Origin of the sequence: Thalassospira sp. SN3W (genome assembly GCF_038070535.1) — a bacterium.
Classification (GTDB): Bacteria; Pseudomonadota; Alphaproteobacteria; order Rhodospirillales; family Thalassospiraceae; genus Thalassospira; species Thalassospira xiamenensis.
In genome coordinates, this window is the sequence record NZ_CP121124.1 from 3,867,044 (window position 1) to 3,882,931 (window position 15,888).

The window sequence follows — 15,888 nt, forward strand, 5'->3', positions numbered from 1 at the left end:
GACATCATCCGGTTATCAACAGCATTCCTGATTAAGGGCAGGTCGGCGTTGCTGTCGTGAAACTGATGGAGCCGGTGCTTGTCCCGCCACCGACATTGCATGTGCTTACATTGCCGCTGTTGCCGGAGCCGGAGAGATTCGTATTGTTCAGGTTAAAGAAAATCAGGTGGTTGTTTGTCGCCCCGCTGATATTGAGTGTGTTGTTCTCGAAGACGAGGTTGTCTGATCCGATGACTGACAGGGCATAGGCAAAGGTATCGTTACTGGTGGATGTGATCGTATTGCCGCGAATGACGGTGTTTTGCGCGTTTCCGATAACCTGTATGCCAAAGGACGTGTTGCCCGTGGCGTTGCTGGTCAATGTGCTATTGATGATTTCGACGTTATTCACGCCGTTAATCCGCACTGCTGCGGTTGCCTGCGTGTCGGAGGTTGAGACGGTAACGCCGACAAGGCGGCTGTTGCTGGCCATGTTGAAAATATGGCTTGGACTGCCGAAACCGACCGGAGAGGATCCTTCGCCGCTTAGGCTGGCACCCGGTGTGGTAATGGTCACGGTGCGACCGGAAGGTGTTTGAACGTTGAGGTCGCCAGCCCCCATGATGGTTTGACCATTTTGCACATCAAGGCGGCTGTTCACACTGGCAAAGCTGCCATTCAGGATCACGGTCGAATTGGCACCGGCGGATGAGATGGTCGTGGCGAGGTCGGCACTTGATGTTGTTGCACTGCTGACAAGTGTGATGGTGTTGCCGTTGGCTGTGCTTGTTATTTCCTCTGCCGTTGTGAATTGCCCGGCCTGACTGACGATATCAATGTCGCGTATGATCGGATCGGTCATGCGGCGTTCGATAGCGTTCAGGCGCGGTTTGGGATTGTCGCCAAAATCCTGAAGCGGAATGCGCAGGCGGAAGCTGGCAAAGCTTTGTGTGCCGCGCGGGTCGTCATGCTGGATTTCAGCCCCCAGCGAAAAGCGCGAGCCTTCCCACAGGAACGGTATTTCATCAAAGGTCAGGTCAAGCCGCCCGCGAGGTCCCTGTACCGTGTCCACATCGTCTTCGGTAAAGCGATAGCCGCCTGCGTAAAGGCGCAATTGTTGTGGTGCCGTGGCTTCAAACAATGGTGCGCGCCAGCCGATTTCGGCATCAAAACCGCGAAGGGCGCGTTCTTCGCCCTGACGGTACATGATCGTGGTGCCGGAAAAATCCACCGTGCTCAGGCTGTCTTCCATATAGCTTGTCCTGCCGACCGGCATATAGGCATTGGCGCGAAAATCCCAGTCAAGCGAAAGGGCTTCGGCCCCGAAAGTCACCTGATTGAATTTGTTGTCATACGCGCTGTGGCGGCGATCAAAATAGCCATAGCCGCCAATATTCCAGCCGCTATCAAGCATCTGGCGAATGCCGACACCGAAATTGCCTTCGTGACTGTTGGCATCATCCATCCGCGCGCGGATATTGGCAAAGGTCAGGGTATCGTCATCCTGCCATAGCGGAATGAACAGATCGGTTTCACCAAGGTTGCGGTCTGTGCCGGCCTTGCCTTCAAGGTCGATATGCGGTCCCCATTTGTTGCCGCCATCTGCGTCCTGAGCATGCGCGGATGGCGCAAAAGCGACGGCGCAGCTACAGACAAATCCAACCGCATATTTTTTCATTTTTGTCTTCAATCATTTTGATCTGGCTTATGCGCGGCAGGAAAAATCGCTGGCATTTTGCGCATCAGTCAGATCGGCAGTTAAGCCAGTTCATGAAATGGAAGTCCGAGGATTAGGGGATTTGCGCATGGGTCGCCACAGCAACGGCAGGGATGCGATATTTTCCTGCGCGAAGTGGATATCCATTGCGTTTTATGGATAGGAAACAGTGCGAGGTGCGCAAAGGCGGACTATTGAGCCCCGTCTTTTTGTCGACCTTTTAAATTGCCTTTTCGATTGTCATGTATCGGTACAATCGCGCGCTTGCCGGTTTTTACAATCCATCTATAGTTTCGTGGCCACCCTCTTTTAAGGAGCCACTCTGATGGATTGGGCACAGTTTATCAGCTTCACGCTTGTTACGGCCCTTCTGGTGATGTCGCCGGGCCCCAATGGCGTTCTGATTGCCAAAACCGTTCCGACATCGGGACGGGCAGCCGGATTTGCCAATGTTGCCGGTTTCGTGACCGCCTTTTACCTGCATGGCACATTGTCGATTTTGGGGATTTCGGTGATCCTTGTGCAGTCGGCACAATTGTTCATGATGGTGAAGATTGCCGGTGCGGCATATCTTTGCTGGGTCGGTTTCAAGGCGCTGCGCGAGGCATGGCGCGGGGTTAAAACCGTTGCCGAAGTGGCCCCGGCCAAACGCCGCAGGACGCTTCTGGTGGCGTATGGCGAAGGGTTCCTGACCAATGCGCTTAATCCCAAGGTATCGATTTTCTATCTTGCGGCATTTCCGCAATTCATTCCGGTCGGCGACGGGGCCATTACATCGGCCTTCATGCTGGTTTGTGTGCATGCCAGCATCAATATCATCTGGTTTTCGACCATGATTATTCTGCTGTCGCGCCTGACAGGTATGGCACGCAGTGGATCGTTCCAGCGCGCATTAAAGGCCGTGACCGGCAGCGTGTTTATTGCGTTCGGGATCAAGCTTGCGATGTTCCGGCCCTGATATCGGGCCGGAACCGTATTATTTCTTGATGGCAATCAGCGCCATGACGGCCGCAAACAGACCAAACAGAATGCCGCCCACCGGGATGTCAACCGGGATGCCTGACAGGACACCGGAAAGGGCGGCATCTTCGTTTATCAGGGCTTCGAACGCGACCAGCGGCAGGATCAGGGACGCCAGAAACAGAAAGACCGGATTGAACAGCTTGTTTTTCATGGTCTTATCCCCCGATCATCGCAATCAGCAACAGGCCCAGCGCCATGAAGCCGCAAAGGGCGGTGAGAAGCACACCGGTTTTCAGCACGACCGATAATACCGGTCCTTCCTTGCCCGAAAGTCCGACGGTCGAACAGCCGACCAGAATTTTTGACGGGGCCAGCATGCTGCCAAGCGATGCCCCGGTTGCCTGTGCGGCCAGAACAAGGGCGGTGGAAATGCCCGAAAGTTCGGCGGTGTGGCGCTGGAACATGCCAAAGACCACGTTGGAATTATTCGTGCTGCCGGTCATGAAGGCACCCAATGCCCCGATTGCCGGGGCTACCACCGGATAGGCGATGGCAAAGGAGCCGGAAAACAGCGCAGCACCGCCTTCGGCCAAGGCATAGGTCATGCCCGCGTGATCCATAATAATCGCAAGGCCAATGACCGGCACCATGCCGATGCTGGTCGGAAGGCCGCTTTTGACCGTGCGTTGCCAGATACGTCTGGCGATGCCGTTGTCATAGCGTCCGCGAATTTTGAAAAAGGCAAAGCTGATGGCGGCGGTATAGAGCAACAACGCGCCGGGATGGCCGAAAATGGCAATCGGTTTGGCGCTTTCGGCATCGATATTCCAGCCGAGATCGGTTGAAACCGCCGGGAAATCGAAGGTCAGGCGAAGGCCCGACAGGAAATCCTCGACCGGGGGGATGAAAGTTGCGATGCCGACAATCACCATGAAAACGAGATAGGGAGTCAATGCCTCGATCAAAGGCATGTGATGATGGTCGTCGTCTTCGGTGGTTTCGGCAACGTCATCGGGATGGGGTTTCCAGAACCGGGTGACGATGATCGAGGTGACAAGCCCGGCAATCCCGGCAGTTAACCCGCCCAGTGTCCAGACGCCGTAATTCGCCATCAGATATTGAACGACACCCATCACACCGGCAATCAGCACCAGCGGCACGATCCGTCGGCGCACGGTGCGAAAACCGCCATCCAGCCACAGAACCGCCGCCCCGCAGGTAAAGCCCGACAGGCCGAGCAGAATGGCGGAATAATGCGTCAGTTCGGTGCCGGGAATGCCGGTCACACCGATCAGGGCCTCGAACGAGGTTGCCATATTGCCAAACAGCACCGACCAGCTATGGCCGATCATCGGGGCGGCAACGGCGATCACCGGCGAGAACCCCATACCAAGCAAAAGCGGTGCGATCACCGCAATCGGCACACCGAACCCGGCGACACCCTGCAGGAAGGTGGCAAAGACATAACCAAGGATCAGCAATTGCAGGGGGCGGTCGTCGGTTAGCTGGCGGATGGCCCGCCCGATGGTTTTGATGGCCCCGGCTTCTTCGGCCGCGAAATAAAGGATCAGGGCGGCCCAGACGATGTAAAGGATATAAAGGGCCAGCATCACGCCCTTGGCCTGCGCGATGATCAGCATATCGGTCGGCGCACCAAACGCGATCATGGCGATGGCAACGGTGACGAACCATGCGGCCGCACCGGCGCGTGCCGCGCCCCAGTTTGCCTTGATCATCAGAAACAGAATGGTGGCGATTGGCAGGGCAGCCAGAAGGAAGTCTGTCATGGGGGCGAGCCAAAACCTTTTGGAACAATGTGTTGCGGTTGATTTTCCAACCGGGTCGACATCTTGTCCCAGTGCTTCTGCAAGCGCAAGAAAACAGTTATGGCATTTCGTATGATGAAATGCCAATTTTGTAGTGCTATGGCGTTAGGAGTTTTTGGACAGCCGATTTAGTACAGTTTCCCATATTGGGGATGGCAATGCATCGTCGGAATTATGTGTTTTTGATCTGAAAAGAGCATTGAGTATAAGTGCGCGTTCTTCATTGCTTGTTCGCTTCCCGTCATACTCTAGAGCTTTGTATGTCATAACCATGGTTTGTCTTTCTTCAGCATCATCTTCTTGTGCTTGATTTTTTCTATAGTTAGACAAGAATATTTTCGCGACCCATGCATAGATAATTGTTGGAGCGAGAAATATAACTGCTTGCAGTGAGACGGGTATGTTGATTTGGCGAATGGAGTATTTTGTGATATAAATATCTATTGAGTTTGTGTAATATATGGATAGGGAGATTAATCCAAAGATTATCCAAAGTGTTGATGATATAAACCATCTATTTTTGGCTTTTCTGTGTTGATGTTTCTTGTGTCTCCAGAGCGCTTCCCCTGCTCTTAGTTTCATTTCTGTGCTGTATGCTTCTTTAAATTTATTTAGCTCCTCTTTGTTTTTTTCGATTAATTCATGCGAAATAATCTCTGATGACTTTGATATGCTCTTTTGAATGGTTAATATTTTTCTCTGAAGTGATATTGATTTTTTGTTTGAAATTTCGTTGTGGTTGATTTGATTTTGGAATTTTTGTGATAATTCATATAGGGAATTTTCAAAGTTATTTTTTAATTTTGTAAGTTGTGACTTATGTGTCTTTGTTTCTATTTTTATAGATGATATTGAAGCTTTTGCAAAAATCTGTGCATCCATAAATTTGGGAAAATTTGTTATTTCACCCACGTGGTAATTGATAGAGAGTATTTCTAGCAGCATTAGCCATGCTGCATCCCTATCTTCTTTGATGATCTCTTGTAGCCGAATTACTCTTTTATCATTGTAAGTTGCAAAATCACTTTTTCCGAATAAGCTAAATAAGCTGGATTCTGCGTAAGAAGTTATGTCTTCAACTGAACTTTGGTTATCAATTAATTGCCGAGTTGTTATGAATTCTTCTACGTATCTTTCAATTCTTAAGTTATGTTTGATGATGAATGGTGGTGAGTAATCCGCAAGCAATTTGGAAATATTTCGACGCCAGAAAATTTCTTGCATCGACCAGTCATATAATTGCTTTGTGGTTTTGATGGTCGTTTCTGTTCGAGAGGGGCCCGTTGCTTCGAATGTTAGGTTGTGAGGTAGATGTTTACTGGCGACTTTCATGTTGCTCACAAGCCTTTTGGTAAGCCTATAGACATTCCTAATAAGCGATTGGAACGGATTTATGATTATTCTGTCAATCTAATATTATCGTCCAGATTGAAAATGATGCCACTTGCGACCAAGCTTTCAACAGGTGGCATCACGTTGCGCTCTCAATGTAACTTAAGCTTCGGTCTTTATTTTCTTTTCTTGTAAGTCCAACTCTTTAGCCAAATCTGCCGCAATTGAAAATGATTTCAGACGTGCTGCGTGATCAAAGATATTGGCGGTGACCATGATTTCATCGGCCTTGGTCATATAGATGAAATCGCGCAGTTTCTTGCGTGCGGTATCGCGCGAGCCGATTGCGGCACAGCGCATGGCATGATCGACCCCGGCCTTTTCGACCCGGTTCCAGATGTCATCCATCAATTTGACCGGTTTGGGCAACTGGCCCGGCGAACCGCGCCGCAAATTCAGGAATTGCTGCTGCATGGAGGTGGCAATAAATTCGCCTTCCTCGTCGGTATCGGCCGCGAAGAAGCCCATCGCCGCAATCGCATAGGGTTTATCAAGCTGTTTGCTGGGTTCGAACCGGTGACGATAGAGCGACAGCGCATCCATCAGCATATCGGGTGCAAAGTGTGACGCAAAGGCAAAGGGCAGGCCAAGACGTGCCGCCAGATCAGCGGAAAACAGGCTGCTGCCCAGAAGCCACATCGGAACTTCGGAGCCATAACCCGGGACGGCCCGGATTGGCGGGTTGCCTTCAAGCGGGGCAAGGAATTGCTGAACCTGAAGCACGTCCTGGATAAAGCGTTCCTCGGTCCCGTGCATGTCGCGGCGAAGGGCGGCGGCGGTGCGTTGGTCGGTTCCCGGTGCGCGCCCGATGCCAAGATCGATACGGCCGGGATACAGCGCATCAAGGGTGCCGAACTGTTCGGCAATCACCAATGGCGCATGGTTGGGCAGCATCACGCCACCCGAGCCAACCCGGATGGTTTTGGTGCCCGCCGCGACATGGGATATGACGACCGACGTTGCGGCACTGGCGATGCCGGGCATGTTGTGATGTTCGGCCAGCCAGTAACGATGAAAGCCGAGATTTTCGGCATGCTGGGCCAGTTCAAGCGTATTGCGAAGCGCATCGCGCGGGTGTTCGCCCTCGTTCACGGGGCAAAGATCAAGAACGGAAAAACGGGGCATAGGCATAATCCCAATTGGGCGCAGGCCGAAAACGGCGCGCCGGATTTCAGTGTTGGGGTTAATCTAGCCCAAAATCAGGTGCTTGCCAGTCAGGGAGTGTCGGTTTTAGGGTCAGGGCCGGAGAAAGGATAGAATATGCTAATCATTTTTGGCGGTTTGCCCGGTGTTGGCAAGACATCCATTGCACGTGCGCTGGCGCAAAAAATCGGTGCGGTGCATCTTCGGATCGACACGATAGAGCAGGCGGTCCTTGATGCCGGGGTGCCGCCCGATGATGATATCGGCCCGGTCGGCTATATGGTTGCCAACCGGCAGGCGACCGATAACCTTAAGCTGGGCCTGACGGTGGTCGGCGATGCGGTCAATTCGGTTGAAGAAACCCGAAGCGAATGGCGACTGGCAGCAGAGCGCGCCAGTAAACCCTACGTGCAGATTGAACTGATCTGTTCCGATCCGGCGGAGCATCGCCACCGTGTCGAAACCCGGCCTTGTGACATTGAAAACCTGCATCAGCCCGATTGGGACAAGGTCCTTGGCCGCCATTACGAGCCATGGCACGGGGTTGATCTGATTATCGATACGGCAAAGATGACGGTCGATCAGGCCGTTGATGCGATCTGTAAAGTCGTCAATAAAAACAAATAATATTCAATCATTTGTATCGTTTTCCTGATCTTCTGCGCGATGCGCATTCAGCGTGCGGCCAACGAAGTTGCGCAGCACGGTCGAGATATCGTTGCTGCGATAGGCCAGCGCCAGATGCGCCATCGGGACATCCCCCGCGACCTTGCGATAGACGACCCCATTGACCTGCAATTGTGCCATGGCGGCGGGGACAAGCGAGAAGCCAAGTTCGGCAGCGACAAAGTTGATCACCGATCCCAATTGCGGCGCGCTTTGCCCCATGACCGGTTCAAACCCGGCGGCACGGCAGGCGGCAACGACGATATCGAAATGGGTTGGTCCGACCTGTCGCGGGGTCAGGATCAGGGCATCATCACGCAGGGTTTCAAGCGCCACCGTTTCATGCCGGGCCGCAGGATGACCGGCCGGAAGCACAATCAGCATCGGTTCGGATGTCAGGCGGTGCAGTTTGATGTCATCGCTGTTGGCGGCACCCTGACGTAGGAAGACGGCATCAAGCTGTTCATCCATCAATGCATGCAAAAGGCGGGCGGAATTGTTTTCTTCCAGCGTCATTTCAACACCGGGATAGGACCGGCGGAAATCACGGAAAACGCGCGGGACGCTGGGGCTAAACGCGGCGGATGCGGTAAAGCCCACCCGGATCGAGCCGATTTCACCACGACCGGCGCGCTGTGCGGCGCGAATGGCGCGTTCCGCCAGTTCCGGGAAATGCTGCACGATATCGCGAAAGGCAGTTCCGGCCTCGGTCAGTTCCGCGCCATGCGGGACGCGGTGAAACAACTGGGTGCCGATTTCGGTTTCAAGATCGCGGATCTGCTGGCTTAACGGCGGCTGGCCAATGCCGATGCGGGCTGCGGCACGGGTAAAGTTCCCCTCGCGGGCGACTTCAAGAAAATATCGAATATGGCGCAGTTCCATTCGGTATCTCCAAAACATATCGAAAATGACTGTGACATATATTGGACGGATATCGGGAAAGCTGCAATCCTTTCGGTCAGATCAGAATTCTTCAAAACGAGGCCGGAATATGAGTGCCCAACGGGCGAAAAGCCCCGCAGCGCAGGCTGCCAATGATGATATCAAGCCAGCGACCGCCGGGGCCGAGCCGGTTTATACCGAACCGGGATCGCCGGAATTTCGCCGGATCAGTCTGGCGCTGTTTCTGGCGGGGTATGCGACCTTTTCGCTGATTTACTGCGTGCAGCCGCTTTTACCGGAACTGGCGCGGGATTTTGCCGTCAGCCCGGCATCCAGTTCGCTTGCGCTGTCGCTGACGACCGGCTTCCTTGCCTTTGCCATCCTGCTTGCCGGGGCGGTATCCGAGGCGTTCGGGCGCAAGCAGTTGATGTTTGCATCCATGTGCGGGGCGTCGCTTTTGAACCTGATTGCGCCGGTGCTTTCCGACTGGCATGCGTTTCTGGTGGTGCGTGCGCTTGAAGGCCTGATTTTGGGCGGGGTTCCGGCGGTTGCGATGGCGTATCTGGCCGAGGAAATGCATCCGCGCGGCCTTGGCACCACGATGGGAATTTACATCAGCGGGACCGCCCTTGGCGGGATGAGCGGGCGCGTGGTGATCGGCATTCTGACCGATATGTTTGGCTGGCATCTCGCACTTGGTGCGATGGGCGCACTTGGTTTGCTCGCCGCCCTTGGATTTGTCATCCTGTTGCCCGCATCGCGTAATTTCGTGCGCCGCCCCGGCTTTCAATTGTCCTATCATGTCCGGGCATGGGAAGGACATCTGCGCCATCCCGGTCTGCCATTCGTGTTCCTGATCGGGGCATTTGCGATGGGCTGTTTTGTGACGGTCTATAATTATGCCGGGTTCCGTTTATCCGCGGCCCCTTATGACCTGAGCCAGGGGCAGATCAGTCTGATTTTTGTGGTTTATCTTTGCGGGATGGTGACGTCTTCCATTGCCGGTGCCATGTCCGACCGGATCGGCCGGGGCCCGGTTTTGCTGGCGGGGATCCTGATTGCAGGTGTTGGGGTTGCCTTGACACTACTTTCCAGTCTTTGGGGCATGATCGGCGGCATCATGGTCCTGACCAGCGGCTTTTTCGTGGCTCATTCGGTGGCAAGTGGCTGGGTCGGGCGGATGGCGAAACAGTCCAAGGGACATGCGTCGTCGCTTTATCTGCTGGCCTATTATCTGGGGTCTAGCATCATGGGATCGGTTGGCGGCTGGTTCTGGTCGCATGGTGGCTGGGACGCGGTGGCGGCATTTGCTGGCGCACTTCTGATTGGTGCGGCGATTTGCGGAACTTACCTTTGGCAGGCCGCAAGACGGGCTGAGGCTGTTGCCTGACACACAAAAAGAAACCCCCGCCAGAAGGCGGGGGTTTTTGTTTGCTGGTTGTCGCAGTCGGGCTTAGAGCCAATCGGGGCTTGGCAGACCTTTTTCCTTGAGGAAGGCCGGGTTCCACAGTTTGCTTTGATAGCGGGTGCCAAGGTCGCACAGGATGGTGACGATGGTTTTGCCTGGGCCGAGTTCACGTGCCAGACGTACCGCACCGGCGATGTTGATCCCGGTCGAGCCGCCCATGCAAAGCCCTTCTTCCTTGAGCAGGTCAAAGACGATCGGCAGCATTTCATCATCTGAAATCTGGAACGGGTGATCGATATCGATGCCTTCGAGGTTGGCAGTGATCCGGCCTTGACCGATGCCTTCGGAGATCGAGCTTCCTTCGGATTTCAGTTCGCCAAATTTGTAGTGGCTGTAAAGAGCAGCCCCCATCGGATCGGCAAGACCGATCTGAATATCCTTGTTGCGATCCTTGAGCGCCATCGACACACCGGCAAGTGTCCCGCCGGTACCGACCGCACAGATAAAGCCGTCAATCTTGCCGTCGGTCTGTTCCCAGATTTCCGGGCCGGTGGTGTCGATATGGCCCTGACGGTTGGCGACGTTATCGAACTGGTTGGCCCAGATGGCCCCGTTCGGTTCGGTCTTTGCCAGTTCTTCGGCCAGACGGCGCGAAACGTGAACATAGTTGTTCTGATCGCGATAGGGGACGGCGGGGACTTCGCGAAGGTCGGCACCGAGCAAACGCAAAAGGTCTTTCTTTTCCTGGCTTTGCGTTTCGGGGATGACGATCACGGTGCGATAGCCAAGCGCGTTGCCGACCACGGCAAGACCGATGCCGGTATTGCCCGCAGTGCCCTCGACAATCACGCCGCCGGGCTTCAGAAGGCCGCGTTTTTCCGCGTCACGAATGATGGCAAGGGCAGCGCGGTCTTTGACCGATCCGCCCGGATTGGCATATTCCGCCTTGCCCAGAATGGTGCAGCCCGTCAGCTCGGAAACCTTTCTGAGTTTCACAAGCGGGGTGCGGCCAATGGCTTCAATGGTGCCATTGCGAATGTCCATGACAGACTCCAAGCGTGGTTAGAATGTGTTTTGTTACCTGTTGATTGGGTCTTTTATACACAAAAGTCAAGATGGATTAAAAATTACCACGTAATTTGTGTGTTAATTAATTCACATCCCAAAACCGCGCTTACATCCCGGAAACCCCGGCTTCCCGGCGAATACGGTCGCGATTGAGCATCAGCCACTGAACGGCAATCGTCGCCGTTGCATTGCAGAGTTGTCCGTCATGCAACATGGCAAAGCATTCCTCGGACGATACCGTATAAACGCGAATGTCTTCGCCTTCTTCTTCAAGGCCATGCAGTCCATTGGCATCCGATGCATCAACCCGGCCATAATACATGGTGACCGTCTCGCTTGAACAGCCGGGGGTGACATAGTAACGCGAAATCAGTTCCAGGTCGCCGATGATGGTGCAACCGGATTCTTCCTTGGTTTCGCGGTGCGCGACATCTTCCATTTCCTCGCCATCCTCGACGATGCCGGCAACAATTTCTGTCAGCCAAAGCGGCATTTCAGGGAAGCGTTGATGCACCGAAATGGCGCCGGGGCGGAATTGTTCGATCAAAACGACTTCGTCACGCACAGGGTCATAGGGCAGGACCGCGACGGCATGGCCGCGTTCAAGAACCTCGCGCTGCAAAACCGCGCTTTGGCCGCCGTCAAAAAGGTGATGGCGCAATTCATATACATCAAGTTTGAAATGGCCGTCCCAACCGCGTGTGCGGCGAATGATTTCGTAATTATTGTTGTGTTTCATAAATTCTGTCCGGTGGTGGTTCTGGAATTATCATTCTGGAGACAACATATATCTCATGGTTTCACATCAGATTTGTGAAGAGAAGAGGGCAGAGCCACTTTGCGGTTGATGCGCGCCTCCCGTGAGGGGGTGATTAGCCGAAACCGTTCAGGTTGCACTGCAACTATTCGCAAGGGTGTGAGGCCAAGTGCCGTATTTTAATAATTTTTAATGTAGTGTAAAATCTGATCAATTAGCGCGCGGAATGAACGCTGCCAAACCGGACAGGTAGCGCGTTAGATCGCATTGGCGGGGAAGATGGGGCTTTGATGCGATTCGAACCGACTGAAATCGCGCGTCTTTACGGGCGGTCGCGGGTGGGAGTTGTCGTGCACAGGGATTTGAACGCTGTGTATGTCAATGACGCCTATGCGAAAATGCTTGGTCGAAAAGACGTGAAGGATTTCATGGCGGAGCCCGATCTGCGCCAGTATATCCCGCCCAGTTTCCATTACGAAGCCAGCAAGCTTGTTGCGAAGTTTCAGGATTCGACCGGTTTTCACGGTTGGAAAAAGGTCTATAACATCCGCACCGATGGAACCCCGGTCTGGATGGAGATCAGCGACGAAACCGTCGAATGGGGCGATGACAACGCGGTTCTAACCACTGCACAGCTGATTGATAACGGCACGACGGCCATGCAGGTCGATCACATGCTGGGACGATCCTTTATCGGCGTGATGGTCCATCGCGACATGACGGCACTTTATGTCAATGATGCCTTTGCCTGCCTGATGGGGGCGCACAATGCCAGTGCATTCATGGAAAAACCCGATATCTTGCGGTTTATTCCCGAAGCGGATCGGGATCGGGCGATAAAACATGTTGCTGATATTTTACACGGCGCGCGTGAAGGCGAACGTCATCGTGTGCGCGATATTCTTGATGATGGCAGCACGGTCTGGCGCGATCTGACCGACGAGCGGATTTTGTGGCACGACGGACGCCCGGCAATCCTGACCACGGCACATGATGTGCGCGAAGAAGTCGAAATGAACGAAGCCCTGATGCGAACCAAGGCCGGGCTTGAAGAAGCCGTGACCGAGGTCATCCGCATGGTGCCATCGGCTGTAGCCATGCTTGATGTCCATCAGAATGTTACGAACTTCAATCGTGAATTTGCCCGCCTGTTTGGCGAAGAACAACAAAACAAAGATGACAATCCGGTCTTTGATATTTCGATTTTGTGCAATTTGTATGCATCCATGATCAAAGGTGGCCACGGGCACGCCAATGTCGATAGTGTTGAAACCCCGTCCGGTTCTCACGCTGATATTCGCATGAACCTGATGGAAGATGGCAGGGTGATGGTTTCGGCATTGGATATTTCCAGCCACAAGCGCAAGGAGCAGCATCTTGACGCGCTTGCTTCGACCGATCCGCTGACCGGCGCGCTGAACCGGCGCGGATTTGAATCCGCTGTCAGCCGTCTTCGCGAAATTCGCCTGCTTAAAGGCAAGGTCTGGCAATTCGGGCTGGTGGTGCTGGATCTGGATTATTTCAAATACGTCAATGATACCTATGGCCATTCCGTTGGTGACAGGGTTCTTGAGAAAATTGCCATCACCTTGCGGCAGGCGCTTCGTGATGATGACCTTGTCGTGCGTCTGGGCGGAGAGGAGTTTGCTGTCCTGCTGCCATCTGCAACCACGGCGGTTACGAAGCGTATTGCGGAACGGCTTGCCAATATGATCCGTGCCATCGAAATCCCGGTCGGTGCTTCAGGCAACGAGATGGTGACCATCACGGCCAGTTTCGGTGTAACTGTCGGCGGGGAACTGCGTGGGCAGTTTGTGGAACTGGAGCAGGCGTTGCTGGTGGCGGACCGCGCGATGTATGACGCCAAGGAAGCCGGTCGCGACACGATCAGGTTCCTGACCTTCGATGATGATATCGACAACTGAATTTCCGTGAATTATCTTCGCGCTTTGCGCAATCGGGCAGGCGAAAGATGACAATTCGTGAAATGCTGTCTTCGGACGGGGATGCTGTTGTCGATATCTATGACCGAGCACTGAAATCCGGCCATGCATCCTTTCAACAAAACGGCGGAAGCTGGCACGACTGGGATCACGGGCATTTGACGAAATGCCGGTATGTTGCCGTCGATGAGGCCGGTCAGGTTACGGGCTGGGCGGGATTGTCTGCTGTTTCGGGGCGCTGTGCCTTTGCCGGTGTTGCGGAGGTATCGGTTTATGTCGATCCGCAATGCCAAGGGCGGGGCATCGGAAGTGCGTTGATGAATGCATTGATCCGTGGTTCGGAACAGAACGGTTTCTGGTCGCTTGAGGCCGGAATATTCCCGGAAAATACCGGCAGTGTTGCCCTTCATCGAAAACACGGGTTCGAAATTCTTTGCCAGCGTAGCGGATTTGGCCGCATGGGATATGGCCCGATGCAGGGGCAGTGGCGCGATGTGCTGCTGCTTGAACGGCGCAGCAATGTTGTCGGGATCGACTAGATATCAATCCAATCATTTGTCACTGGGTTGCGTAAAAACCCGTAGACGATCTGGAAATTGCGGTGCCGATGCGCTAAGCAGCAGGGGCACCCGCGATAAATGCCGCGAATAAACGATACAGGAGAGCGCCACCGTGAATGAGATCAGCAAAATTGCCCCGGTCGCAATCTGGGAAAACTTCCAGAAGCTTTGCGATACCCCACGCCCGTCAACCAAGGAAGAAGCCGTTTTGCAGCTTCTGGAAAAGATGGCCGATGCCAAGGGTTTTGAGCATTTCCGCGACAGCGGCAGTAACCTTGTCATTTCCATTCCGGCCAAACCGGGGTTCGAGAATCGCAAGATGGTCATCCTTCAGGCCCATGTCGATATGGTGACCCAGGCCAATAGCGGATCGACCCACAATTTCGACACCGACCCGATCCGTATGATCATGGATGGTGAATGGATCACGGCCGACAATACCACGCTTGGTGCGGATAATGGCATCGGGGCGGCGGCCATGATGGGGTTCATGACCGAAGAAGGTCTTGAACATGGTCCGCTGGAACTGTTGTTCACGGTTGATGAGGAACGCGGCCTGACGGGTGCGATGAACCTTGAGCCGGGGCGGCTTAAGGGCGAAATCCTTCTGAACCTTGATACCGAAGACGAGTACGAGCTTTGTGTGGGGTGTGCCGGCGGTGGTGATCTGGTCGCGAGTTTTGCCTATATCCCCGAAGCGGTTGAAGGCGGGCAGGTCGCGCGTGAAATTGCCCTGACCGGGCTTAAGGGCGGCCATTCGGGCATTGATATCATTCTGGGCCTTGGCAATGCCAACAAGCTGATGGCGCGTTTCCTGCGCACCGCCATTCGTGATCTTGGCGCGCGGATTGTGACCATCAATGCCGGTACGGCGCGTAATGCGATCCCGCGGGAATCCTTTGCAACGGTTGTTTTGCCGTCAGAAAAGGTATCTGCCTTTGATGGCGCGCTGAGCGCCTTTGCCGCCGAGGTCAAAGACGAGATCGGCGCGATCGAGCCGAATTTTGCCATCGCAGCCAAAGATGTCGCATTGCCAGCAAAAGCGATGAGTGCAGCGGATTCCAAACGTTTCAATAATGCGGTTGTCGGAGCACCGAACGGTGTGCACGCCATGAGCACCAGTGTTGAAGGTGTTGTTGAGACGTCGATCAATCTGGCGATTATCAAGCTGGCCGATGGCAAGGCGGATGTGACCCTTTCGGCGCGCAGTTCGATCAATTCGGCGCGTGATGCCCTGCGCGAGGTTGCGACATCGGTGTTTGAAAATATCGGTGCGACGGTCAAGTGGGGCGATGCCTATCCGGGTTGGAAGCCGAATGCGGACAGTGAAGTCGTCAATATGATGAAAGCGGTTCATCGCGACATGTTTGGTAAAGACCCTGAAATCCGGGTCATTCATGCCGGGCTTGAATGTGGTGTATTGGGCGCGAAATATCCGCACTGGGATATGGTTTCATTTGGCCCGACCATCAAACGCGCGCATAGCCCGGACGAATGCGTCCATGTGCCAAGTGTCCTGCGTTTCTGGGATTATCTTCTGGCGGCGCTGAAGGCGGTTCCGGTCAAGAACTGACCGGTTCCATC

Annotated in this window: 14 protein-coding genes; 6 read left to right on the plus strand and 8 right to left on the minus strand. The window is 54.1% G+C overall.

The genetic code is table 11. From position 1 onward, the window contains the following. Nucleotides 1–31: 31 nt before the first annotated feature. On the minus strand, nt 32–1,657 hold the full coding sequence (locus P8T57_RS17805; RefSeq protein WP_341363880.1) for an inverse autotransporter beta domain-containing protein: 1,626 nt from the start codon (nt 1,655–1,657) through the stop codon (nt 32–34). 364 nt (nt 1,658–2,021) lie between these two features. Here P8T57_RS17805 and P8T57_RS17810 point away from each other — a divergent pair, with 364 nt between their 5' ends. Further along, nucleotides 2,022–2,654, plus strand: coding sequence for a LysE family translocator (locus P8T57_RS17810; RefSeq protein ID WP_341363881.1), 633 nt, complete (start codon nt 2,022–2,024; stop codon nt 2,652–2,654). Between the two features lie 18 nt (nt 2,655–2,672). Here P8T57_RS17810 and P8T57_RS17815 read toward each other — a convergent pair whose 3' ends face one another. The 4 genes from P8T57_RS17815 to P8T57_RS17830 form a co-directional block, all read right to left on the minus strand. Continuing rightward, the gene (locus tag P8T57_RS17815; protein ID WP_341363882.1) at nt 2,673–2,870 is read right to left on the minus strand and encodes a hypothetical protein; all 198 of its coding nucleotides are present in this window, start codon (nt 2,868–2,870) and stop codon (nt 2,673–2,675) included. Between the two features lie 4 nt (nt 2,871–2,874). Next, nucleotides 2,875–4,446 (minus strand): L-lactate permease, encoded by a 1,572-nt coding sequence (locus P8T57_RS17820; protein ID WP_341363883.1) that lies wholly within the window; start codon nt 4,444–4,446, stop codon nt 2,875–2,877. 144 nt (nt 4,447–4,590) lie between these two features. After that, complete coding sequence (locus tag P8T57_RS17825) at nt 4,591–5,817, minus strand: hypothetical protein (protein WP_341363884.1); 1,227 nt, start codon at nt 5,815–5,817, stop codon at nt 4,591–4,593. Between the two features lie 162 nt (nt 5,818–5,979). Continuing rightward, complete coding sequence (locus P8T57_RS17830; protein WP_341363885.1) at nt 5,980–7,002, minus strand: LLM class flavin-dependent oxidoreductase; 1,023 nt, start codon at nt 7,000–7,002, stop codon at nt 5,980–5,982. 135 nt (nt 7,003–7,137) lie between these two features. Here P8T57_RS17830 and P8T57_RS17835 point away from each other — a divergent pair, with 135 nt between their 5' ends. After that, nucleotides 7,138–7,647: an AAA family ATPase gene (locus tag P8T57_RS17835; protein ID WP_341363886.1), complete on the plus strand. Its 510-nt coding sequence runs from the start codon at nt 7,138–7,140 to the stop codon at nt 7,645–7,647. Nucleotides 7,648–7,650: 3 nt separating this feature from the next. On the opposite strand, the gene P8T57_RS17840 is transcribed toward P8T57_RS17835, so the two are convergent. After that, nucleotides 7,651–8,568: a LysR family transcriptional regulator gene (locus P8T57_RS17840; RefSeq protein WP_341363887.1), complete on the minus strand. Its 918-nt coding sequence runs from the start codon at nt 8,566–8,568 to the stop codon at nt 7,651–7,653. Nucleotides 8,569–8,677: 109 nt separating this feature from the next. Between P8T57_RS17840 and P8T57_RS17845 the strand changes: the two genes are divergently transcribed. Further along, nucleotides 8,678–9,958, plus strand: a complete 1,281-nt coding sequence (locus tag P8T57_RS17845) for an MFS transporter (RefSeq protein WP_341363888.1) — start codon at nt 8,678–8,680, stop codon at nt 9,956–9,958. 63 nt (nt 9,959–10,021) lie between these two features. On the opposite strand, the gene P8T57_RS17850 is transcribed toward P8T57_RS17845, so the two are convergent. Both P8T57_RS17850 and P8T57_RS17855 read right to left on the minus strand, forming a co-directional pair. Further along, nucleotides 10,022–11,020, minus strand: a complete 999-nt coding sequence (locus tag P8T57_RS17850) for a cysteine synthase A (RefSeq protein ID WP_007090011.1) — start codon at nt 11,018–11,020, stop codon at nt 10,022–10,024. A gap of 130 nt (nt 11,021–11,150) precedes the next feature. Continuing rightward, nucleotides 11,151–11,783, minus strand: a complete 633-nt coding sequence (locus P8T57_RS17855) for an NUDIX domain-containing protein (protein WP_341363889.1) — start codon at nt 11,781–11,783, stop codon at nt 11,151–11,153. Nucleotides 11,784–12,091: 308 nt separating this feature from the next. Here P8T57_RS17855 and P8T57_RS17860 point away from each other — a divergent pair, with 308 nt between their 5' ends. The 3 genes from P8T57_RS17860 to P8T57_RS17870 all read left to right on the plus strand — a co-directional run bounded on the left by P8T57_RS17860 (nt 12,092) and on the right by P8T57_RS17870 (nt 15,877). Then, nucleotides 12,092–13,726 (plus strand): diguanylate cyclase, encoded by a 1,635-nt coding sequence (locus tag P8T57_RS17860; RefSeq protein ID WP_341363890.1) that lies wholly within the window; start codon nt 12,092–12,094, stop codon nt 13,724–13,726. 47 nt (nt 13,727–13,773) lie between these two features. Further along, nucleotides 13,774–14,283: an N-acetyltransferase family protein gene (locus P8T57_RS17865; protein WP_341363891.1), complete on the plus strand. Its 510-nt coding sequence runs from the start codon at nt 13,774–13,776 to the stop codon at nt 14,281–14,283. A 133-nt stretch (nt 14,284–14,416) separates the two neighbouring features. After that, nucleotides 14,417–15,877, plus strand: a complete 1,461-nt coding sequence (locus P8T57_RS17870; RefSeq protein ID WP_341363892.1) for an aminoacyl-histidine dipeptidase — start codon at nt 14,417–14,419, stop codon at nt 15,875–15,877. Nucleotides 15,878–15,888 lie beyond the last annotated feature (11 nt).